The sequence below is a fragment of the Pseudaeromonas sharmana genome (assembly GCF_042649925.1).
Classification (GTDB): Bacteria; Pseudomonadota; Gammaproteobacteria; order Enterobacterales; family Aeromonadaceae; genus Pseudaeromonas; species Pseudaeromonas sharmana.
In genome coordinates this window covers 60,995-81,992 of sequence record NZ_JBHSAF010000001.1, presented here as the reverse complement: position 1 = coordinate 81,992, position 20,998 = coordinate 60,995, and the positions used below count along the sequence as shown (strand labels likewise).

Below are 20,998 nucleotides of genomic sequence, written 5' to 3'. Positions count from 1 at the left end.
ATCACATCTTTACGCTTCTTCACTTTCTATAGTGCGGCCCACTGCGTACGGACCAGAGCATTCAGTCAAGACTGAAAGTTGAAAGAGTCCCGACGTATGTCTTTCCACTTTCAAGTGAAAACAAGACCCGGTAAACCTCAACAAGGAACATAGGTATGGATTTCAGATTCAAGAAGCTCGCCTGGTATGTGATGCCAAGCGTTGTCGCACTGGCACTGGCCGGTTGCGGCTCTGATAGCGACAGCAAGCCTGTTGATCCCACCAAGCCAACCAACCCGGAAGTCACGTTGCCAACCGTGACGACACTGCCTGATCCGACAGAAATTTATGCTGACGATGCCGTTCCGGCCGATACGCTGGTCCTGAGCCTCATCGATCAGAAGAGCATCATCGAGGCGGCGACCAAGGGCCGTGCTTCCGCAAGCGACTATGCGGGTTACAACCTCTACATCTGGAACGATGCAACCTGCGCCGGTGTAGCCGATGGCGCCACCTCCACCAGCTGGGACGATGTCTCCAAGACGCCGACCAAAGTGGATAACTACGGTCCGTACTGGGAAATCCCGGTTAACCCGAATGGCGATCCGGCCTGTATCAACGTCATCGTCCGCGATGCCAGCAAGAACAAGGTCAGCGGTAACAGCGACCTGCACATTCAGCTGAGTGACCGTCAGCAATCGCTGATCGTCGGTGGCGAACTGTTTGCAACTCGTGCCGAAGCCTTCGCCAAGGTTCCGGGCCAAAGCGTTGGCATTTCCAATGCGGCTGCCCACCTGATCGACGCCAAGACCGTTGTCTGGGAAGGCGCCAAGGATGCCGCTTACGTCAACCTGTACTTTGATGCAGATGGCGGCATTGCCGCTGGCAGCGATAACAAGCTGAGCTACGACAAGCGCTTCGACCTGAAACCCACCACCCTGACGGATGCGCAGAAGGCTGTTCTGGATGCACAGAACCGTGCCATCAAGGAGTGGTCTGCCTTCACGCTGCCGGATGGTGTCGATATCAAGACCCTGCTCAAGGGTGAACTGGTTGCCGTCTCTACCGACAGCAAGGGCGTCATCGATCAAGGTACCAAGGTACAGACCGCCATTGGTCTGGATGGTGTCTATGCCGACGCCGCCAAGAAGCTGGAATATGGTGCCATTGTCGGTGATGCCGGCGTGACCTTCCGCGTCTGGGCTCCGACCGCACAGAAAGTCTCCGTCGTCCTCTACGATGCCGCCAAGGTACAAACTGGCGTGCAGGAAATGACGCTGGATGCCAGCAGTGGCTCCTGGAGCTACACCGGTGACGTCGAGCCAGGTACTTTCTATCGTTATGCGCTGGAAATCTACAACGCCGATGCCGACAGCATGAAGAGCTACGAGGTCACCGACCCGTACTCATTGAGCCTGTCCACCAACTCTGAATTCAGCCAGGTTGTCGACCTGAATGATGCGGCGCTGAAGCCGGATGGTTGGGATACCCTGAAAGCGCCACACAGCCAGGCAACCCAGAAAGACCTGGCCAAGATTGTCATCCACGAATCCCATGTTCGTGACCTGACCGCCTTCGACACCGGAATTGATGCGGCAGAACGCGGCAAATTTGTCGCCCTGACCGATGACAACTCACTGGCTGTGAAGCACCTGAAGGAGCTGTCCGCTGCCGGCGTTACCCACTTGCAACTGCTGCCTGCATTCGACATCGCCACGGTCAACGAAGATCCGGCCAAGGTTGCCAACCTCGATGACAAGTTCAGCAAGCTGTGTGAAGTCAACAGCAACGTCAAGAACAGTGCTGATTTCAACAGCCACTGCTCCGGTGACGAAACCATTGCCGACGTACTGGCCTCGCTGGATAAGGATGGCGAACAGCGTCAAGCGCTGAACCGCATGGTCTCCGAGACCGACTCCTTTAACTGGGGCTATGATCCGTTCCACTACACCACACCGGAAGGCTCCTACTCCACCAATCCTGATGGTACTGCCCGTATCCTCGAATTCCGTAAGATGGTTAAGGCCATCAAGGAAAATATCGGCATGAACGTGGTCATGGACGTCGTCTACAACCACACCAATGCTGCAGGCCTGGCCGACAAGTCCGTCCTCGACAAGGTAGTACCGGGTTACTATCAACGTCTGGATCCGACCACCGGCGCCGTCACCACCTCCACTTGCTGCTCCAACACGGCACCGGAAAATGCCATGTTTGCCAAGCTGATGGATGACTCTCTGGTCACTTGGGCTACCCAGTATAAGGTTGATGCATTCCGCTTCGACCTGATGGGCCACCATCCGAAGGCGCAAATGGTTGAAGCGCTGGCCAAGGTCAAGGCAGTCGCACCAGAGATGTACTTCTACGGCGAAGGCTGGGATTTTGGTGAAGTAGCAGGCAACGCCCGCTTCGAACAGGCCACCCAACCGAACCTGGCTGGCACCGGTATCGGTAGCTTCTCCGACCGTTTGCGTGACGCCGTTCGTGGCGGCAGCCCGTTCGATGGCGGCGATGGCATCCGTAACACCCAAGGCTTCGGTAACGGCGCCCTGGTGATGCCAAACGAGAAGGATGCGGTCTCTGAAAGCTCAGCCCGTCACCTGGCGGACCTGACGATGCTTGGCATGGCTGGTAACCTGAAGGAGTTTGTCCTGGTTAATCAGGATGGCATCCCGACCAAGGGTTCCGACATCGATTACAACGGTCAGAAGGCAGGCTATGCCCAAGATCCGATTGAAATCCAGAACTATGTCAGCAAGCATGACAACCAGACCCTGTTCGATATCATCGCCTACAAGGCACCGACAGAAGCTGACCTGGCGACTCGCGTCCGCATGCAAGCCGTCTCGCTGGCCACCGTCATGCTGGGTCAGGCTACCGTCTTCGATCAGCAAGGCTCTGAGTTGCTGCGTTCCAAGTCTTTCGAGCGTGATTCCTACGACTCAGGCGACTGGTACAACCGCGTCGACTACACCAAGAGCGACAACAACTATGACGTCGGTCTGCCGCGCAAGGACAAGGATGGCGATAACTACCCGCTGATCAAACAGGTCAAGAATGCCGCTGCGACACCTGGCAACGCCGAGCTGTTACAAATGGAGAGCTTCTACAAGGAATTGACCTCACTGCGTCAGTCTTCCCCGCTGTTCACGCTGGGTAGCGGCACCGATGTCATGAACCGTGTGGACTTCCGCAACGTCGGTCCGAATGCCCAACCAGGCCTGATCGCCATGTCCATCGACGATGGCTCTGCCGTCAGCGATCTGGATAAGGCAGTCGATGGGGTGATTGTGGTGATCAACGCAACCCCGGACAGCCAGTCCATCGGTGAGTTCAAGGATGGATCCGACAACGCCATCGACCTGAGCGGTTACACACTGAGCCCGGTACAACAGGCTCTGGAAACTGCCTCTATCGGTGCTGGTGCTGAAGTGGTGGATGGCAAGCTGAACGTTCCTGCCTGGTCTGCCGCCGTGTTCGTCAAGGCCCAGGGTGAAACCCAAGGCGCTGGCCTGCCGGTATCTCACAAGCAGGATCTGTCCACTGTCGCACCGTTCGGTGATCTGGGCATCTACCTGCCAGGTAGCCTGATTGGCAGCTGGGATTTCAGCGATGCCAACCTGTTTACCTTCACGGGTGCTGACTACAGCTACGCGCTGTCCACAGATATCAGCGCCGATTTTGTCGGTGATGGTACCAAGAGCGTTGAAATCAAGGTCGCCGATAATGTGTGGGGTGATACCGGCAAGGGTGGTGCTGCTAACTACGGCGTCTGTACTGCTGGCGCCAAGTTGACGGCAGGTACGCCGCTGACCCTGTGTGCAGGCGATGCCGCCAAGGGCAACATCGCACTGGATGTCACCAAGGTTGGGACTTACCACTTCACCTTCAAGGCAATGAGCAAGGATAACCCGACGCTGACGCTGTCCATTGAAGAACCGGCTGCCGCGTGCGCGCTGTTGCCAGACTCTTCAGAGGCCGCCACTTTGGGTGACACCAAGCTGGCTCTGCGTGGCAGCCACTCAAGCTGGAACTTCGATGCCGCCTATCAGCTGAGCTACAAGGGCAATGGTATCTATCAGGTCAAGGTGACGGGTCCATTGGACATGTCTGACTCTGCGCAAACTTACAACGGCTTCAAGGTCGCCAGCGATGATGGTAGCTGGACTACCCAGTTCATCGCTGCCTCAGGGGGCAATGCCATCAAGCCGCTGGAATTCGACAAGTCTTATGAGCTGTACGGTTATACCGCTGGTACCGAAGACTTGCAGAAGAATACCCTCAACCTGGGTGCAGGTGAGTATATCTTCCAAATCAAGTTTGACAGCGTACCGACCAATACCCCTGCCACGGTAGGCAGCATGCAGGTTTGCCAACTGCAATAAGGCAACCGCAACACATCACCTCAAGCGGGGCCATCAGGCCCCGCTTTTTTATCTGCAGCCGGCAATATGCCAAGACTGGAAAAGCTGGAAAGACTGGATGTAGCCATCCAGCCCCATGCACCAGCCACGCCCCAGGAGCCGGCATTGAAACCAGGTGTCATCGCCCTCTTTCATACTGACTGTTCATTTTTTTGTCATGACGCCACGCGGCATGCCTGGCGTGCAGGCACGTCACTTCATTGCATGGCGCAGCTTGCCCAAGCGTCGAAAATAATGCGTCAGGATAAAAAACGTTCAGTTCTGATTCAGCTCATCGCCGCTAGAATCCGGCCATCTCAGTTCCGGAGTCAGAGCGATGGAAGCCACATTGCTTGAAATCAATCAGTCCCTGTTATTTGTTGAATACCTCAGACATGCCGGTATTCAACCGCCATCCATTTTTCAGGAATGGGAATACCGGTTCGGGTCTGTGGTCCTGGCCTGTATTCGCTGGCATCAGGGGCGCCCGAGGTACTTTATCGCCGCCCAGTTGATGAGCAAGCGCACAGCAATTTGAGTATTTGCCTGTATAATTGCCCTGAGTCATCACGGAGGCTTTGACCCGGACGGCTTTTTGCTGTTCAATGCGGGCTGGACAACCCTGGCGCTGACTATGGTGCCCTGCGTATGGGATGGGGGTTGTTGTTCATGTGTGCCGATCGCAGCCTTGCGGTCCTTCAGGCGCGCAATCATATCTTCAGGTTTCCTATGGACAACGCACAACAGAACAATCCGCTTCACGGCGTGACCCTTGAGGCAATGCTGAGCCAGTTGGTCAATCATTATGGTTGGGAACAGCTGTCAGAAAAATTGCCAATCAACTGCTTTCTTAACGACCCGTCGTTAAAATCCAGTCTCACCTTCCTGCGCCGGACGCCGTGGGCACGCGCCAAGCTGGAGGAGATTTACCTCTCCAGCCAGCCAACCGCAACCAGCGATGATGCCGCGGCGACAGAGCCACGCAAGATTTTGCGTCGTCGTCTACCTGCCGCCGAGTCAACGCCGACCGAGGCGGAGGGAGCAAACCAGGAACAAGAGACTGACCAGGAAGAGCAAAATTCAGCCGCCCCGTCATCGATTCGCCCCCGTATCAGCCACCGGGAAAAACCGCGTTCCAGTGCTCGCGGGAAACGTGGCGAGAGCAACCGTGGTGACGGTAAAGGCTCGCAACGCCAGTCGGCTGATGGCCGCGGCAAGCGCAATGACCGCCCGCGCGACAAGGACGGCAAGCCACAGGGCCCCAATAAGGGGAATGCACCGCGCGCGCAACGCGAACGCCGCGCAGCATCCGATAGCCAGCAGCTATGGCGCAATGATGCGGACCCGGTGGAACAGGAGCGCATGATGCAGCAGCGCTATGCCGAGCAGCTGAATAAAGGCTCTCGCAGTGGCAATGGTGACAAAGAGCGCCGGAACAGCGAAAAAGGCACAGGCGAGCAGGCAAAGCGACCACGTCGTCAATCTCAGAGCCGAGGAACAGAGAAGTCGGCAGCAGAAGGGGCCAAGCCCGCATCCCCATGGGGCAAGCCGGGACAAAACAAGCGTCCTCGCCAGCGTGAAAATCAAGAGTAAGGGTGAAAGTGGATGGCGCTGCGCATTGAGTATCGCTTTGACGGTGAACCTAAAACCATTCGCTTCGCTAATGACAAATATCATGATCATTACGAGGCACTGGCCGCGGCCGAAGGCATAGACTTGACCCAGTTTCTGGCAATGGAAAAGCAGATCGCAAGCCTGACCCGCGATAAAAAGGCACTGCGTGATTATCGCGAAAATGAATTTGAACGTTTTGGCTTCAGTGACATCCAGGTCATTCGCGAATAACAGGCCACGCCGGCATAAAAAAGCCGTTGCTATCTGCAACGGCTTTTTTTATCCACATGCTGAACGGATTACGGCTGCTTTAGAATGAACTTCTCAATCACATGGGCGACACCATCATCCTCATTGCTCAGGGTGATGTAGTCAGCCTGCTGCTTCAACGCATCTGTTGCATTCCCCATCGCCACTCCGAGGCCGGCGAAATCAATCATATGAGCGTCGTTACCTGCATCTCCCACACAGATGACAGCCTGCGGCTCAATCGACAGATGGGCCGCCAACTGAGCAACACCATTACCTTTATTGCTATGTGGATGCAGGAATTCAAGAAAATAGGGCGTACTGAGCAACACGGTATAATGCTGATAAACCGTTTCTGGCAGCTGAGCCATCGCCTCCGCCAGCAATGCAGGCTCATCCACCATCATCACTTTTAGAATCGCCTCATCTTCCGGAATCGCGGCAAAATCCACCAACGTCAGGGTCAAATCGTTATGGGAACGCTCCACTTCCGTATAGCGACTGGTGCGTGGCGCAATCAGACCACGGGTGTGTGAAAACGCGTGAATGTTGACACCCAATTGCTGACTGAGACGGTACAACTCGCGCACATCCTTACCCGTCAGCACATTGCGGCTGAGTACGTCACCCGAACCCACGTTTTGAATCAGGGCGCCATTGTAGCTGAGCACATAATCCTGATGTGACGTCAACGCCAGTTGATCCAGAAAGCGGGCCATTCCGCTCAATGGTCTGCCAGAGGCCAGGACGACCCTGACACCCTTGGCCTTCGCCTCGGCTATCGCACGCTGCGTCCTCGCGGAGATAGAGCCATCCTCACGCAATAAAGTGCCATCCATATCCAGAGCTATCAGTTTGTACATCTTGTATCCTCGAGAATGCAACCGGTTGCAGCATAGCGCGACGTCTTGGCGCCATCAAGACATTGCGGCGTGATTGTCGACAACCAGACCAACGCCGAATGCATAACAAATTGATTTATAAACTTTTATCTTTTGCATAAACATTGCTAGCCACTAATGTAGGACGCTTAGCCCAAAGGCCCATCATGGAAACAATGCACAAGACTCGCGCTCGACTCAAACGCCAGGCATCAGAGCTGGCGGCACAAATTCACGATATCGTGGAAGAACGCCTCTGGCAGGATTATCAAAGGCTACCTGAGTTGTGTCAGCAATTGATTGCAACGATTGAGGCCGCCAACGCCGTGCCCAGCGACTAGCAACCGATGCCGTCATTTCAGATAGGAACGCAGCACCTTGATCAGTCCTTCACTGGCCTCGTTATCCTCGCCCGGGATCAACGGTTGCATGTGATCGCGGATATGTCCTTCAATCACTTGTGACATCAAGCCATTCACAGCGCCACGAACCGCCGCAATCTGCTGCAGGACGGCATAGCATCCCTGCTCATCAAGCAAGGCCCGCTCGAGCGCTTCCAGTTGACCTTTCAGGCGTCGGACGCGATTGAGCAGCGCTTTCTTGTCTTTTTGGGTATGACTCATCTTGTTACCTCGGCAATCAACCGATGAATTATCCAGCGGATTGACTTGCTGCATATACTAGGGGGGAGTATATTCCGAAAAAAAGACTTCTGCAGGAAAACCGCTTATGTCACAACCATCACAACCTGTACTACCGCTGACCTGTGGCCAGGCCAGCGCATTTTCTCGACCCTCGCAACAGAGTGAGCATCGTATTCGCCTTGTCGTCATACTGACCGCCGTTATGATGGTGATTGAAATTCTGGCTGGCTGGCGATATCACTCCATGGCGCTGCTGGCCGATGGTTGGCATATGGGAACGCATGTGCTGGCTCTGGGTGTCTCATTGCTGGCATACATGCTGTCGCGCCGTTATTCCGGCGATCACCGCTTTGCTTTTGGCACCTGGAAAATTGAAATTCTCGGCGCCTATACCAGCGCCCTGTTTCTAGCCATCGTCGCCATCTCCATGATTTGGGAATCTATCATCCGCTTGTTATCCCCAGGCGAGATCAACTATGCCGAATCCATGCTGGTCGCCGCGATCGGCCTGGGAGTCAATCTTCTCAGCGCCTGGCTACTGGGTGATGGTGGCCACCATCACCCGCATCATCATGGCCACCATGACCATGACCATGACCATGACCATGACCATGACCATGAGCATGAGCATGAGCATGAGCATGAGCATGAGCATGAGCATAACCAACATGCTCATGGGGATTTAAACAAGCGTGCCGCGTATTTACATGTACTCGCTGATGCCGCGACCTCCATCCTGGCTATCGTCGCACTTCTGGGGGGCATGCTGTGGGGCGCGGCATGGCTTGATCCCGTCATGGGACTGGTTGGTGCTGCCGTGATACTGATTTGGGCCAAGGGATTGCTGGTAGAAACATCCGCCATTCTGGTTGACGTCGAAAGTCACGGTCAGATCCGCAAGCAGTTGCAACAACAGCTCACTTCGCTGCAATTGCAGCTCACGGATCTGCATGTCTGGCGAGTAGGTGAAGGGCGATTTGCCGCCATCGTTGGTTTGGCCCCGACCACGCTGGAACGCCAGCGCATTCGCGAACACTTAGGGAGCATCCCCGGATTAGTTCACCTTACGTTGGAGCTGGCTTAAATCACGCAGGCAGCAACGCTTTAACCCGGGGTAAAACCAGCAGTTCGGCAAACTCCTCAATGATATGGGTTGCTGCCACGGTTTTATCCTGGCGCCAAAGATTGAACCAGCAAGTTTCCATGCCACTGGCTGCGCCGCCGGCAACGTCGGTTCCAGGGTTGTCGCCGACCATTAACACATCGTTGGCACTGACTGCCGGCATCCGCGACAAGGCATTATGGAAAATGCGCGGATCCGGTTTGGTCACCCCTTCTTCTTCGGAGACCACGACGAAATCAAAGAAACGGGCTAAGCCACTCTGCTTTAAGCGCGCGTGCTGCACATCGGCAAAACCATTAGTGATGATGCCAAGCCCAACGCGACCATGCAGTTGCTGCAGCGTCTGCTCGACACCGGATAACGGCTGGCTGCACTGAAGAATGGCTTGCAGGAATCGACTGTTTAAGGTCAGGGGATCTGTGCCTGCCATTGGGGCAAGCTCGCGGAACCGCTCGGACTTGAGCGTCTGAGCATCGATGTTTCCCTGATTGTACTGCTGCCATAACGCCTGATTCAGCTGTTGATAATCAGCCAGCAATTCCGGCGTCAGCGTGACAGAGTAGTGCTCCAACGCGAGAGCCAAGGCCCGGTCGGCGGGAAAATCGAACAAGGTATCGTCGAGATCAAAAAGAATGTACTGATAGGCCACCACAAGCTCTCCATATAACCATCCACACCACCACGACAACTCACGTCAAATGACGCATAACGCGGCGATGTACACTGTAACAGAAAGCGGGCTAGACCTGGAAAGTTGCCGCAGGCCGCGGGCAGAATGAAAAAACCCGGCAAACGCCGGGTTTTTTGCATCATGGCTGCCGATTACTTGACGGCATCCTTCAATGCTTTGCCTGCAACAAACGTGGGTACGTTTGAAGGTGCGATGGTAATTTCGGCACCGGTCTGCGGGTTGCGACCAGTACGACCAGCGCGATGATTCACCTTGAAGGTACCGAAACCAACCAGCTGAACCTGGTCACCTTCTTTCAGGCTTTGAGTGATGCTGTTCAGGATTTCTTCCAGTGCAACCTTGGCCTGGGCTTTGCTCATATCAGCCTTGGCTGCGATAGCATCGACAAGCTCAGTTTTGTTCATAGACTGTCCTTTTTTATGCGGCGCTAATTGAAATCAGCGACCAATCTAGTCAAAAAAAACCACGCAGGCAAAGGCTTTATCCGAATTGATGCCGTGAATGAACAGCTTTTCGACAAGAAGTGCCAGCCCCTTCACACTTATCCCCCGCGTGTCGCTGCCAGCGCCGCTAAACAACGCAGCAATGGCATGTCGAAAGCGCTCTCGTCGCGATCTACTGCTGAAAGCCGCGGCCTTACTCGTCAGTCAGTGAAATGCCTAAATTGGAGACACCGCCTTGTGAAGCCAGTTCGCGAATACGCAAGATCTCCGCGGCATCCCGAGGTCGGGAGACTTGATTAAGCAAGGTCACCTGACACTCGAGCTCCTCATTCATCAGCGGCTGCTCATAGAGTTCTTCATCACTAAGTGGTTTGCCTTCGAGCAGCTCCAGGAAGCCGGCAACGCAGCCAACAGAGGCATGACTGGCTTCCGTAGCCTCTTCACCAATTCGGCAAACAACCGAGTTATAGGCACAACTCAAGGCCACACAGGCATCCAAGGCTGGATAGGCTCCGTAGTGTTCCTCTTTGGCTGGCTCGGGGATCTGTTCTTCGAGCGCCTCAAGCTCAGCCGACAAGTCGAGTCGGGAGCTGCGTTCAGTCAGATACTGCCACAAGGTATCCAGTGCATGACGAAATACCTGGGCACTGCCATTACCGGTACTCTCGGCATAAAGCTGATAGTTCGGATACATACGCTCCGCCAGCGCCAGAGCGAATACGGTCTGTTGCCACGGTTCCAGGTCGTCCAGTCGCTTATAGAACTTATCGCCAAACACTCTGCATCTCCTCATATATTCTGCGCAGTATTGTATGCGCACATCGGATGCAATGCATCTTTGGGAAGATAAGTGCATTCTGATAAGAGTAAGCATGCCTTCAGCACAGGGAGAACGTCGCTCATGCCAACATTACTACTGCTCAGCCGCGATAACGTCAGCTACCAGCAACTGCTGCAACAAGCCGGCCTGGATGACTTGCTGATCCGCACCGCCGAGACCCCAGAAGCCATCGCAGCTCAAGCCGCCGAAGCTGAAATCCTGCTAGGGGAACCCGCGCTGATTGCTCAGGCGCTGCCCCATGCCAGAAAATTGCGTTGGGCCCAATCGACTTATGCCGGGATTGATGCCCTGATGACACCGGAATTTCGGCAAGACTACATGCTGACCAATGTACGGGGTATCTTTGGCCCACTGATGAGCGAGTATGTCTTCGGCCATCTGCTCAGCATGAGCCGGCATTTGCCGCTTTACCGCCAGCAACAGCAACAACATCTATGGGCGCCCCACCCCTATCAACCGCTAGCAGGACGAAGACTGCTGATCCTGGGCACCGGCAGCATCGGCCAGTACCTGGCCACAACCGGGCATCATTTCGGTATGCAGGTGACCGGTGTGAATCGCAGTGGTCGTGAAGTGAACGGCTTTGATGACACCTATCAACTCTCCGCGCTTCCCCGGCTGTTGCCGGAAGCCGATGTCGTGGTCTCGGTTTTACCGTCGACACGTGAAACACACCATTTGCTGAACGCCAGCCTGCTTGGGTTATGTCGCGCAGACAGTCTGTTCTTCAACGTAGGAAGAGGCGATTTAATCGCCACGGACGAACTGTATCAGGCGCTCAAACAAGGGCACCCCGGCGCGGCCGTCCTGGACGTATTTGAAGAAGAACCGCTGCCACGTCACCATCCGTTGTGGACTCTCCCCAACGTCCTGATCACACCACACAATGCAGCTTGGAGTCTTCCTGCCCAGGTGGTGCGAATTTTTGCGCGCAACTACCTCCGCTACCAGCAAGGCGAGCCGCTGGAATACCTGGTCGATTTCTCTGCCGGATATTAGTCATCAAGGCCAGCATGCCTCATGCTGGCCCACGTCAGCAGAGATCTGCCCCGCCTTGGTTCATACCAAACCGGATTGGCCGCCCAAAAATATCGCCTTGATCACATAATGTGTGTTGCGCAACGAAGTAAATTATCAGGCACATTTTTTGCTCGCACTGATCAGCCAGATCATGCACAGATCACGCGCTCAGGATAGATACGCCCGAACCATGGAAGGCTGTGCTGCGATTGATGAAAAAAACAGCATGCAACTGCGCAGAGCGTAGTGACAACGGCAAAAACCTTGGTGAGTGCCCACTATCCGTGATACAACTCCGGTTTTGATGATGCCATATAGAGCGTTAGCTTCGTCGTGGCTCGATGTAATGATATAAAACCGCGATTATCGCTATTAATAGATCCAACAACAGGAACACAGGATGAACCGATTTTTAGCTCCGCTGAGCAAAATCACTGAGTGGGAGCCGCCAATTCCCAGACAGCACCTGTATGCCATCTTGATGTTGGCAGGTTTCTCTGTCGCCAGCGTGACCCTTCTTCCCTCTCCGACTGAACTGCTGGCCAACAATCCGATTAGCGTCAATAGCGAAGACCTCTCCGCTGACGCCGCTCTCGCCGATATTCCGGCGGCGGATACCGAATATGTAACCGTACCTGATCATGAGCTTCTGGGGAATGAAGCCAATCTGGTAGACGGTTTGGATGATGACACGGCCCCGGAGCCACAGTGGCTTGACTATCAAGTCAAAGGCGACGACAACCTGTCCGTTATCTTCAATACATTGAACCTGCCAGCCAAGACGCTGCATAAATTGCTGGAAGTCGATATCCAGAATTCGCTGATTCGTCTCAAGATCAATCAGAAACTCTCGTTCTTGATCGATCAGAACAACGTACTGCAACAACTTGCCATTCCGCTGGATGGTGATCGCCGCGTGCTGTTTGCGCGTCAAGGAGACACCTATGTGTCGAAAATCGACGGCAATGTACAGCAGTCATCCGATGATGACAGCTCCGATACCGTATCCAAGCCAGTTCAGGTAGCCAGCACAGCAACTCCGGCCAAGGCGGTTAATGCCGCGGAGAAAGAGACCACCAAGAAGCCAGTGGCCAAACCTAGCCGCGTGATCAAGGGTAAGATTGCGGGCGCCTTTGTTGTCAGTGCCCGTAACTCGGGGCTCAGCAACAATCAGATTCACCGCATCGCCAATATGTTCCGCGGACGCATCGACTTCCGCCGGGATCTGCACAAGGGTGATGGTTTCCGGGTGTTGTTCGACAAGCCGCACAATGATGATGCCAAAATCCTCGCTGTGACATTCACCATCAGTGGACGCGATATCAGCGCTTACCGTAATGCCGATGGCCAGTTCTACGATGAGTCGGCCAGTAATTTTTCCGGTGGCGGTACCTTCATGCGTTATCCGATACCGAGTCAGCGTCGTGTCAGCTCCGGTTTCAGTCCGAACCGCCGCAACCCGGTCACCGGCCGCGTACAACCGCACAACGGAACCGACTTCTCGGTGCGTGTCGGAACGCCAGTGTTGGCAACAGGTGATGGTGTCATTGTCAAAGCCACCAGCCACCGAGACATGGGACGCTATGTCGTTATTCGCCACGGCGGCAAATACACCACTGTCTACATGCACATGAGCAAGTTGCTGGTCAAACCGGGACAAAAGATCAAGCAAGGCCAAAAAATCGGTCTGTCCGGTAATACCGGCCGCTCTACTGGCCCGCACTTGCACTATGAGTTCCGCATCAATAACCGTCCGGTGAATGCGATGCGTGTCGACCTGCCAATGAACGAAGGCATGGGCGGCAAGGCCAAGCGCCAATTCCTGGCCAAGGTGCGCGAGTACAAGCGACTGATGAATCAGGCTGGTTGAGAAATCCGCCGCATCAAAAAGGGCCGACATCATGTCGGCCCTTTTATTTAACTGCGCACTCGCAACCTCACTGGTGATAGCGCCGGGACAAGCGATGCACGGCGTCGACAAACACCTGAGGCCGGGAGGGTTCCACATCTTGGGCAATACCATGTCCCAGATTGAAAACATGTCCACTGCCGGCACCAAAACCATCGAGTATTCTGGCCACTTCATCTTCAATGGCCGCAGCCGGCGCATATAACATCGCGGGATCCATGTTCCCTTGCAAGGCCACCCGTCCGCCGACCCGACGCCGTGCCTCGGCCATGTCGACAGTCCAGTCGAGACCAATCGCATCACAGCCCGTCTCCGCGATCGACTCGAGCCATTGACCACCATTCTTGGTGAACAGCGTTACCGGCACCCGTCGCCCATCCTGTTCCCGAATCAACCCCGCCACTATCTTAGCCATATAAGCCAGCGAGAAGGCATGATAACAGGGGGAAGACAAGACACCGCCCCAAGTATCAAAGATCATCACTGATTGTGCCCCGGCCCGGATTTGCGCATTCAGATAGCCAATGACACTCTCGGTCAGCTTGTCCAGCAACGCATGTAATGTAGCCGGCTCGCTGAACATCATCTGTTTAATCCGCGAGAAGGTCTTCGAGCTTCCCCCTTCAACCATATAGGTCGCCAGGGTCCAGGGACTGCCGGAGAAACCAATCAGCGGCACGCTGCCCTGCAACTCGCGGCGGATCACCCGCACCGCATCCATCACATAGCGCAATTCATCCTCCGGATCCGGTACCGGTAACGCCTGCACGGCACGCATGGAGTGAACCGGCCTGGCGAATTTGGGGCCTTCTCCGGCGCCAAAGCTCAATCCCAACCCCATCGCATCCGGAATGGTCAGGATATCTGAAAACAGGATAGCCGCATCGAGTGCATAGCGACGCAGGGGTTGCAATGTCACCTCGCAGGCCAGCTCCGGGTTACGGCACAACGACATAAAGTCACCGGCCTGGGCACGGAGCTCACGGTACTCGGGGAGATAACGCCCAGCCTGACGCATCATCCAGACCGGAGTGGCATCGACGGGTTGACGCAGCAAAGCACGCAGATAGCGATCGTTCTTCAATTCGGACATGACGGAGCCTGAATGTTCAACATTGAACGCAGATTGTAACACTCGTTCAACATCAGGTCAGTGATCGTAAAAACCCGGTAAAGCATGCGGGAGTTAACAGAGCGCAAAGAATCATCCCAATCCTCTTGACCAGCCGAGCGCGAATTCCCTCTAATGGAGGTAACAAAAACGTTACATGAATGGGGAGAGCCCTCATGCTTACTCGACTCGACAAGACCCGTCAGATTCTGGGCGGTAAACATGCATCCATCGATGCCCTGTTGGACGCCAGACATGCCCTGCTGGTGCAATTTGTCAGCTTGGTCGATGCCAAAGGCAGCCGCAAGAAGTGTCTCCCCTCCTGCCATGCAGTTCAGGACTTCTGCAACCAGTTAGTGGACTACATCTCAGCCGGTCACTTCGAAATCTATCACACCGTCATCAGTGCCATTGAGAAAGCCAGTGGGCGACGACTGTCCATCGTCAACCGCATATTGCCACGCATCGAGGCCACCACTGAGCTCGCATTGCGCTTCAATGACACCTATGGTCAGGATGAACTCGATGATGACAAACTGATGACGCTGGATGACGATCTCAACCAGTTAGGGCCGATTCTCGAGGAGCGCTTCCGGCTGGAGGATAGACTGGTAAAGGCGCTGCATATCATTGATGACATAGTGGCGGCCTGAAACAGGCCATGGTTTGCGCACAGTTTTCGATGTCAAGGGTTACCGCCCGTGCGAGCTGTGCCTAAACTAAAGGCATCGCATTCAGGAGATAGACCATGATAGACCGTCGACGCTTTTTCCGTGTCATCTTTTCCACGCCAGCGCAGCTGTGTCAGGAAGATCGTTGCTGGCCAACCCGCCTGCTGGATCTCTCTCTGCAGGGGGCGCTGGTCGAAGAACCCAGTGCGTGGCCAGAGGATGCTCAAGGACGTTTCGAGCTGAGCTTTGCACTCGGCGGCTCCGATGTCGAAATCCGCATGGAAGTAGAACCCAGTCATGTTGGAAAACAACGCCTGGGCCTGTACTGTCACCACATCGACATCGACAGCGCCTCGCATTTGAAGCGTTTGATTGAGCTGAATGTCGGCAATGCCGATATGCTGCAACGTGAATTGGCGCACCTGCTCGATGAACACATAGAGCACGAACAGGCGAACCATAAGTAATCTCGGGCCCGCCGCGGCGGGCCTGAACAGCTATAGCAGTTCCAGCGCCTCACTTAAGGTTGTCACACCCACGACCTCCATGCCGGCAATCGCGGTTTTAGGCAGGTTTCCTTTCGGCACAATCGCTCGCTTGAAACCATGCTTGCTGGCCTCTTGCAGCCGTTCCTGACCTGAAGGGACAGGGCGAATCTCCCCCGACAGGCCGACTTCACCGAACGTGATCAGATCTCTTGGCAAAGGGCGATCCCGGAAGCTCGACACCATCGCCAATATCAGCGGCAGATCAGCACTGGTTTCCTCCACCTTCACCCCGCCCACCACATTGACGAACACATCCTGATCCGCCATCTGCACACCACCATGGCGGTGCATCACGGCCAGCAACATCGCCAGCCGGTTGTGCTCGGCACCGACCGCCAGACGACGCGGATTATTCAACTGGGAATAATCGACCAGCGCCTGCAATTCGACGAGCAATGGTCGCGTCCCTTCCCATATCGCCATGACAACAGAGCCCGGGCTGTCCGCCTCGCCCCGATTCAGGAAAATGGCTGAAGGATTACTGACCTCACGCATGCCCTGTGCCGTCATCGCAAACACCCCCAGTTCATTGACGGCACCAAAACGGTTCTTCTGGCAACGCAGCGTGCGATAACGGGAATCGCCATCGCCCTCCAATAACAACGAACAGTCGACACAGTGTTCCAATACCTTGGGACCGGCCAGGGTGCCATCCTTGGTGACATGCCCAACCATCAGGATCGCAACCTGATTCTGCTTGGCAAAGCGTGTCAGTTGGGCCGCCCCCTCCCGCACCTGGGACACCGAGCCTGGCGCGGAACTCACCTCGGCCACGTGCATCACCTGAATCGAATCGATGACCATCACCGCGGGTTTTTCTTGCTGCGCCAGGTGGCATATCTGTTCGACACTGGTTTCGGAGACAATCCGCAACTTATCATTTGGCAGATGGAGCCGGTTGGCACGCATTGCCACTTGCTGCAGCGACTCTTCGCCGGTGACATAGAGTACCTTCATCTTCTCGGCCAGCAGACACATGGTCTGCAATAGCAAAGTACTCTTGCCAGCACCGGGATGACCGCCGATTAGCGTTGCGGAACCGGGGACGATCCCGCCGCCCAGCACCCGGTCGAGCTCCTTGAAGCCGGAGCCAATACGCGGAATTTCAGCCAGCGAGACATCCGAAAGGGTTTGAACCTTGGCACTCACCTCACCGGCATATCCGCTGAGCCGGCTACTTCCCTTGGCCGCGGCGGGAGCCAATCTAATCTCTGAAATCGTGTTCCATTCATGACACTCGCTGCACTGCCCTTGCCACCGCGGGAACTCGGCACCACATTCATTGCAGACAAACGCGACTTTACTCTTAGCCATCGCACAAACTCATCAAGAAAACAAAGACATGACCGATATAGTAAACTAGATTCAGCCCACCCTGAGTAAACGATGGAACGGAACTATCAGGTTATGGAGACAGAGAAGCCCCATCCTCTGCTTGAACAGTTGCTCCCTCTCATCAGTGAGCCCGATTTCGACGAGATATTCAGTCGGATGACTCATGATGAAAACAACAATACCCGTTTTCTGCTGAAGATGGAGCTCAAGCGCAAGTCTTCTCCCAGCATTCGCAGCATCGACTTGCGCGCACGCCGTAATGCCATCCCCTATGTGTATAAAGGGGTACAGCACTTCATGACCCCCGACGACATCGAAGTCTTCGAGCAGGCCCTGAAAACGTACCATGGCAAATATACGCTGGGTGTTTATGAAACCGTCATGGAGGCCCAGAAGCAACGCTTGCAACAGGAGAGCCGCAACAGCGCCGATCCCGCTCATGATCGCTATCGTTTCGAGGTCGATGCCATCCCCTTCGCCAGTTATCACTACCGGCGCGAGGAGCGGATGCACTATAGCTCCCCCATTCAGCTGATCATTGATAACCGCCCGGCCATCAGCGCCAAGACGTCGGATCTCTCCTGTGGCGGCGTTCGCATACTGCTGAGCAGTCCGATCCCGTTTGAGACCGGCGATTTGTGTCAAGTTCTGTTCACCGGGTTGAGCAAGGAGTCCCCGGCGCCCGTGATTGAGCGCCCCGTGCTGTATCAAATCCTGGGAGAAGAGGCACGCGATGGTCGTTTCTGGTTGAAGTTGCTGCGCGCCGAGCCGGACACGGAACTCGACCACTACCTGGGCACCTTTATCGATAACAACAAACTGCGTTATCGCGTCGGAATTGAACATCTGCTCAGCGCTATCGAAGCCAAGGGGTATGAACAGTATTACCTGCCGCGCATGACGGGCCTGCCACTGTTTTTCAGTGCGGACCCCACTCCCCAGCTGCGGTTTGCGCTCAAGAGCGAGAATAACCAGCCGGTGCTGGAATACTGGCGCGATGAGCGTAACCACGACAAAATGGCCGGGCTGTTCAACCCATTACGTATGGAGCAGCTTCTGGCCCAACCCGGTGACCGCAAGTGTTGCTGGCTGTACTGCTTCACCCATACCATTCGCAGCCATATCTACTTTTTCTCGGCCACCCGCGAAGAGCTGGAGCAGAGTGGACTGCGCAACCTGTTCTTTACCGTCGGAGCCAAGCGCCCAAGCTGGCGAGTATTCAAATTCGAATTGGAAGCGGTGCAACTCAGCAGTGGCGCCCTGGCCAACTTGATCAATCAAGAAGAGATGCCGCCGGGCTACCTGGAGCAGGTTCAGCACAAACTCAATGATATCGGCTATGTCGGCCAACTGATCGCCCTCGACGATGAGGGCCAGCGGCGTGACTATCTGGTGGATGCCCTCAGCGACTATCAGGCCAATCGACTGCAACTCTACGCCCACCAGGTTGATGTCGCCGAATGTGAATTGGAACTCTTGCACTATGTGCAACTGCGCAAGGAGCGCCGTTACATTCACAAGACCGCAGTAGCAGTTCACAGCCCGACAGACGTGGCTCTGGGCTGGACGCGTGATATTTCGACCCACGGGCTGCAACTGGAGCTGGAGAAGCCGCTCGCCTGTCAGAAGGGGGATGTGCTGCTGCTGAACCTGCCGAAACTGCAATCCTTGACCAAGGAGATGCGATTGCAGGGGCTCCCCTATCGCGTGGTGAATACCAATCAGGCACACACAGTGCTCAACCTGTGCATTGAGGGCGAACCCGAGCTGCACATTGGCCGGCGCTTTTTCCAGTTGCTGATAGACAGTAACCCGGACAAGCTGAAGATGGCTCGGGAACTTCGCAGGGCCAGTGGTCTGGCTCGAGCATTACGCAACCTGTTTACCTATCACCTCTACAATCACCCCTTGTATCTGAGCAAGAATCGACCCAATCGGCTCGGCGCTATCGGCACGATCGACAAGCCTCGACCGCTGCAACGCCTGCTGACCGAGTCCTGTCTCGAGAAACCGTTCAATGTGCTCCCGCTGTTCCAGGGTGACCTGTTGAAGAAGTTGCTGCTGGGCCCGCTGCGCGAATTGAACCGCAGTGATGCACCGCAACAGCATGAACTGTTCATCGCCCGGCTGAGCGATCAACAAGGCAACCTGATCTATGAAAGCCGGCTGGAGGAGAGCTTTATCAATAGCGATGAAAAGCGACGCTTCGTACAGCGGGCATTACAGCGTGGCCGCTTCTATTCCGTGCGTCTATTCCTGTCTCGCACCGGCAGACCGGATATGGACTTCATCGCTGCGGAGCTCGATTATGTCGCCAAATACGCGATTCACAAGGCACGCCAGTTGGAAGAGACGCTGTGGAGTGTCATCGGCGTCTGCGATCTGGTTGATACCACAGAGTCTACCCTGTACCGGCTTGGCGAGACGTCCAAGCGGGTAGATCAAGCCTGAGCCCATTCGGGCACCTCATGAAGTGAACAGGGGGCAAATGCCCCCTGTTTTCTCTTCAGATTTGCTGGGCGTTAGCGTAACTCCGCAATCCGGGTGCCGGCCTGCAACAGGCAGAGCACTGTCTCCAAATCACCCTGCCGGATCGCAACCTGGGCTTGTTCGCGCACAATCGGCTTGGCATGGATCGCCACGCCCAGGGCCGCGAGCTTCAGCATGGGGAGATCGTTGGCACCATCGCCAATGGCGACGGTCTGGGTGGCCGCAATACCGTAATCGGCCTGTAGTTTTTGCAGTGTCTGCGCCTTGACCTGCGAATCAACAATCCGACCATGCACCAGGCCAGAGAGGGTATCACCGTCGACCCCCATCTCGTTGGCTTCGATGTGGTCCAGGCCCAGATCCTGCTGCAACTTGCCGGCAAAGCGGGTAAAGCCCCCGGAGGCGATCGCCACCTTCCAGCCTGCCGCCTTGGCACCGTCCACCAGCAAGGTTAAACCTGGCATCAGTGGCATGTTGGCCGCCACCGTATCGAGGATCGTGACCGGCGCACCTTTGAGCAGAGCAACGCGATTGCGCAGACTGTCGGCAAATTCGAGTTTGCCCTGCATCGCCGCCGCAGTCACCGCAGAGACCTGCTCACCCACTCCGGCCAGTCGGGCTATCTCATCGATGCACTCAATCTGGATGGCCGTCGAATCCATGTCCATCAAGATCAACCCTGGCTGCGACAGCGTAGGCAAGTGCTCGATATGGACCGCATCCAGCGGCCAGGCTTGCTGCTTGCACCAGGCAACCAGTTCGCGGTCATAAGCCGACAATGCCAGCACGACGACTTCGGTCTCGACATGGGTAAACGGGGTCAGCAGAGCCCACTGCACACCCCGCTCGGCGAGTTGGTCAACCGTGGCGATCAGATGCTGGCGAGACAGGCTCTCGCCCATCAACACCAGGTAACCGGCAGCAAACGGTAGCGAGGTCGCCGGCTGCAGGGCATCGCCCGCAGGCAGGTAGATGGGGGCGGCGGTCAGACGATGACCCCAATCGGCTAGGTGTTCGGGCAATGATGAGAACGGCATCTGGCGTTA

Annotated in this window: 18 protein-coding genes and 1 pseudogene; 11 read left to right on the top strand and 8 right to left on the bottom strand. The window is 55.5% G+C overall.

Annotated elements, in window-relative coordinates; genetic code table 11:
• The first annotated feature begins 155 nt into the window (after nucleotides 1–155).
• The 4 genes and pseudogenes from pulA (at nucleotide 156) to ACFOSS_RS00375 (ending at nucleotide 6,227) form a co-directional block, all read left to right on the top strand.
• On the top strand, nucleotides 156–4,364 hold the full coding sequence (pulA, locus tag ACFOSS_RS00390; protein WP_377149758.1) for a pullulanase-type alpha-1,6-glucosidase: 4,209 nt from the start codon (nucleotides 156–158) through the stop codon (nucleotides 4,362–4,364).
• A 355-nt stretch (nucleotides 4,365–4,719) separates the two neighbouring features.
• Entirely contained in the window at nucleotides 4,720–4,920 is a 201-nt protein-coding gene (locus ACFOSS_RS00385) for a hypothetical protein (RefSeq protein ID WP_377149756.1), read from the top strand.
• Nucleotides 4,921–5,111: 191 nt separating this feature from the next.
• Nucleotides 5,112–5,324, top strand: a pseudogene (locus ACFOSS_RS00380) (VF530 family protein); the annotation flags it as partial.
• Between the two features lie 663 nt (nucleotides 5,325–5,987).
• On the top strand, nucleotides 5,988–6,227 hold the full coding sequence (locus ACFOSS_RS00375; protein ID WP_377149753.1) for a DUF2960 domain-containing protein: 240 nt from the start codon (nucleotides 5,988–5,990) through the stop codon (nucleotides 6,225–6,227).
• Nucleotides 6,228–6,295: 68 nt separating this feature from the next.
• On the opposite strand, the gene yidA is transcribed toward ACFOSS_RS00375, so the two are convergent.
• Nucleotides 6,296–7,108: a sugar-phosphatase gene (yidA, locus tag ACFOSS_RS00370; RefSeq protein WP_377149750.1), complete on the bottom strand. Its 813-nt coding sequence runs from the start codon at nucleotides 7,106–7,108 to the stop codon at nucleotides 6,296–6,298.
• A 194-nt stretch (nucleotides 7,109–7,302) separates the two neighbouring features.
• Here yidA and ACFOSS_RS00365 point away from each other — a divergent pair, with 194 nt between their 5' ends.
• The gene (locus ACFOSS_RS00365) at nucleotides 7,303–7,467 is read left to right on the top strand and encodes a CCE_0567 family metalloprotein (protein ID WP_377149748.1); all 165 of its coding nucleotides are present in this window, start codon (nucleotides 7,303–7,305) and stop codon (nucleotides 7,465–7,467) included.
• Nucleotides 7,468–7,479: 12 nt separating this feature from the next.
• Here ACFOSS_RS00365 and ACFOSS_RS00360 read toward each other — a convergent pair whose 3' ends face one another.
• Nucleotides 7,480–7,749, bottom strand: a complete 270-nt coding sequence (locus ACFOSS_RS00360; protein WP_377149746.1) for a metal/formaldehyde-sensitive transcriptional repressor — start codon at nucleotides 7,747–7,749, stop codon at nucleotides 7,480–7,482.
• A 106-nt stretch (nucleotides 7,750–7,855) separates the two neighbouring features.
• On the opposite strand from ACFOSS_RS00360, the gene dmeF reads away from it, so the two are divergent.
• Nucleotides 7,856–8,854, top strand: coding sequence for a CDF family Co(II)/Ni(II) efflux transporter DmeF (gene dmeF / locus ACFOSS_RS00355; RefSeq protein ID WP_377149744.1), 999 nt, complete (start codon nucleotides 7,856–7,858; stop codon nucleotides 8,852–8,854).
• 1 nt (nucleotide 8,855) lies between these two features.
• Here the strand turns inward: dmeF and yjjG are convergent, their stop codons facing one another.
• The 3 genes from yjjG to ACFOSS_RS00340 form a co-directional block, all read right to left on the bottom strand.
• A complete protein-coding gene (gene yjjG / locus ACFOSS_RS00350) occupies nucleotides 8,856–9,545 on the bottom strand; it encodes a pyrimidine 5'-nucleotidase (RefSeq protein ID WP_377149741.1) in 690 nt (229 codons plus the stop codon).
• A gap of 170 nt (nucleotides 9,546–9,715) precedes the next feature.
• Nucleotides 9,716–9,988: an HU family DNA-binding protein gene (locus ACFOSS_RS00345; RefSeq protein ID WP_377149738.1), complete on the bottom strand. Its 273-nt coding sequence runs from the start codon at nucleotides 9,986–9,988 to the stop codon at nucleotides 9,716–9,718.
• Between the two features lie 232 nt (nucleotides 9,989–10,220).
• On the bottom strand, nucleotides 10,221–10,805 hold the full coding sequence (locus ACFOSS_RS00340; protein ID WP_377149736.1) for a YjaG family protein: 585 nt from the start codon (nucleotides 10,803–10,805) through the stop codon (nucleotides 10,221–10,223).
• Between the two features lie 123 nt (nucleotides 10,806–10,928).
• Here ACFOSS_RS00340 and ACFOSS_RS00335 point away from each other — a divergent pair, with 123 nt between their 5' ends.
• Both ACFOSS_RS00335 and ACFOSS_RS00330 read left to right on the top strand, forming a co-directional pair.
• Nucleotides 10,929–11,867, top strand: a complete 939-nt coding sequence (locus tag ACFOSS_RS00335; protein WP_377149734.1) for a D-2-hydroxyacid dehydrogenase — start codon at nucleotides 10,929–10,931, stop codon at nucleotides 11,865–11,867.
• Between the two features lie 421 nt (nucleotides 11,868–12,288).
• Complete coding sequence (locus ACFOSS_RS00330) at nucleotides 12,289–13,758, top strand: peptidoglycan DD-metalloendopeptidase family protein (protein ID WP_377149731.1); 1,470 nt, start codon at nucleotides 12,289–12,291, stop codon at nucleotides 13,756–13,758.
• A 67-nt stretch (nucleotides 13,759–13,825) separates the two neighbouring features.
• On the opposite strand, the gene hemE is transcribed toward ACFOSS_RS00330, so the two are convergent.
• Nucleotides 13,826–14,890, bottom strand: a complete 1,065-nt coding sequence (hemE, locus tag ACFOSS_RS00325) for a uroporphyrinogen decarboxylase (RefSeq protein ID WP_377149728.1) — start codon at nucleotides 14,888–14,890, stop codon at nucleotides 13,826–13,828.
• A gap of 194 nt (nucleotides 14,891–15,084) precedes the next feature.
• Here hemE and rsd point away from each other — a divergent pair, with 194 nt between their 5' ends.
• The gene (gene rsd, locus ACFOSS_RS00320) at nucleotides 15,085–15,561 is read left to right on the top strand and encodes a sigma D regulator (protein WP_377149725.1); all 477 of its coding nucleotides are present in this window, start codon (nucleotides 15,085–15,087) and stop codon (nucleotides 15,559–15,561) included.
• 95 nt (nucleotides 15,562–15,656) lie between these two features.
• A complete protein-coding gene (locus tag ACFOSS_RS00315) occupies nucleotides 15,657–16,046 on the top strand; it encodes a PilZ domain-containing protein (RefSeq protein WP_377149723.1) in 390 nt (129 codons plus the stop codon).
• A gap of 30 nt (nucleotides 16,047–16,076) precedes the next feature.
• Here the strand turns inward: ACFOSS_RS00315 and radA are convergent, their stop codons facing one another.
• Complete coding sequence (gene radA, locus ACFOSS_RS00310) at nucleotides 16,077–17,441, bottom strand: DNA repair protein RadA (protein WP_377149721.1); 1,365 nt, start codon at nucleotides 17,439–17,441, stop codon at nucleotides 16,077–16,079.
• A gap of 93 nt (nucleotides 17,442–17,534) precedes the next feature.
• Between radA and ACFOSS_RS00305 the strand changes: the two genes are divergently transcribed.
• Complete coding sequence (locus ACFOSS_RS00305) at nucleotides 17,535–19,913, top strand: PilZ domain-containing protein (protein ID WP_377150634.1); 2,379 nt, start codon at nucleotides 17,535–17,537, stop codon at nucleotides 19,911–19,913.
• Between the two features lie 71 nt (nucleotides 19,914–19,984).
• Here ACFOSS_RS00305 and serB read toward each other — a convergent pair whose 3' ends face one another.
• Complete coding sequence (gene serB / locus ACFOSS_RS00300; protein ID WP_377149719.1) at nucleotides 19,985–20,989, bottom strand: phosphoserine phosphatase SerB; 1,005 nt, start codon at nucleotides 20,987–20,989, stop codon at nucleotides 19,985–19,987.
• Between the last annotated feature and the right edge of the window lie 9 nt (nucleotides 20,990–20,998).

What these genes read in the sequence shown, in the direction of transcription:
- pulA (WP_377149758.1), top strand. Translation starts at nt 156, where the DNA reads ATGGATTTCAGATTCAAGAAGCTCGCCTGGTATGTGATGCCAAGCGTT.
- ACFOSS_RS00345 (WP_377149738.1), bottom strand. Translation starts at nt 9,988, where the DNA reads ATGAACAAAACTGAGCTTGTCGATGCTATCGCAGCCAAGGCTGATATG.
- ACFOSS_RS00335 (WP_377149734.1), top strand. Translation starts at nt 10,929, where the DNA reads ATGCCAACATTACTACTGCTCAGCCGCGATAACGTCAGCTACCAGCAA.
- ACFOSS_RS00375 (WP_377149753.1), top strand. Translation starts at nt 5,988, where the DNA reads ATGGCGCTGCGCATTGAGTATCGCTTTGACGGTGAACCTAAAACCATT.
- rsd (WP_377149725.1), top strand. Translation starts at nt 15,085, where the DNA reads ATGCTTACTCGACTCGACAAGACCCGTCAGATTCTGGGCGGTAAACAT.
- ACFOSS_RS00360 (WP_377149746.1), bottom strand. Translation starts at nt 7,749, where the DNA reads ATGAGTCATACCCAAAAAGACAAGAAAGCGCTGCTCAATCGCGTCCGA.
- ACFOSS_RS00330 (WP_377149731.1), top strand. Translation starts at nt 12,289, where the DNA reads ATGAACCGATTTTTAGCTCCGCTGAGCAAAATCACTGAGTGGGAGCCG.
- hemE (WP_377149728.1), bottom strand. Translation starts at nt 14,890, where the DNA reads ATGTCCGAATTGAAGAACGATCGCTATCTGCGTGCTTTGCTGCGTCAA.
- ACFOSS_RS00365 (WP_377149748.1), top strand. Translation starts at nt 7,303, where the DNA reads ATGCACAAGACTCGCGCTCGACTCAAACGCCAGGCATCAGAGCTGGCG.
- yidA (WP_377149750.1), bottom strand. Translation starts at nt 7,108, where the DNA reads ATGTACAAACTGATAGCTCTGGATATGGATGGCACTTTATTGCGTGAG.
- ACFOSS_RS00385 (WP_377149756.1), top strand. Translation starts at nt 4,720, where the DNA reads ATGGAAGCCACATTGCTTGAAATCAATCAGTCCCTGTTATTTGTTGAA.
- dmeF (WP_377149744.1), top strand. Translation starts at nt 7,856, where the DNA reads ATGTCACAACCATCACAACCTGTACTACCGCTGACCTGTGGCCAGGCC.
- ACFOSS_RS00315 (WP_377149723.1), top strand. Translation starts at nt 15,657, where the DNA reads ATGATAGACCGTCGACGCTTTTTCCGTGTCATCTTTTCCACGCCAGCG.
- serB (WP_377149719.1), bottom strand. Translation starts at nt 20,989, where the DNA reads ATGCCGTTCTCATCATTGCCCGAACACCTAGCCGATTGGGGTCATCGT.
- radA (WP_377149721.1), bottom strand. Translation starts at nt 17,441, where the DNA reads ATGGCTAAGAGTAAAGTCGCGTTTGTCTGCAATGAATGTGGTGCCGAG.
- ACFOSS_RS00305 (WP_377150634.1), top strand. Translation starts at nt 17,535, where the DNA reads ATGGAGACAGAGAAGCCCCATCCTCTGCTTGAACAGTTGCTCCCTCTC.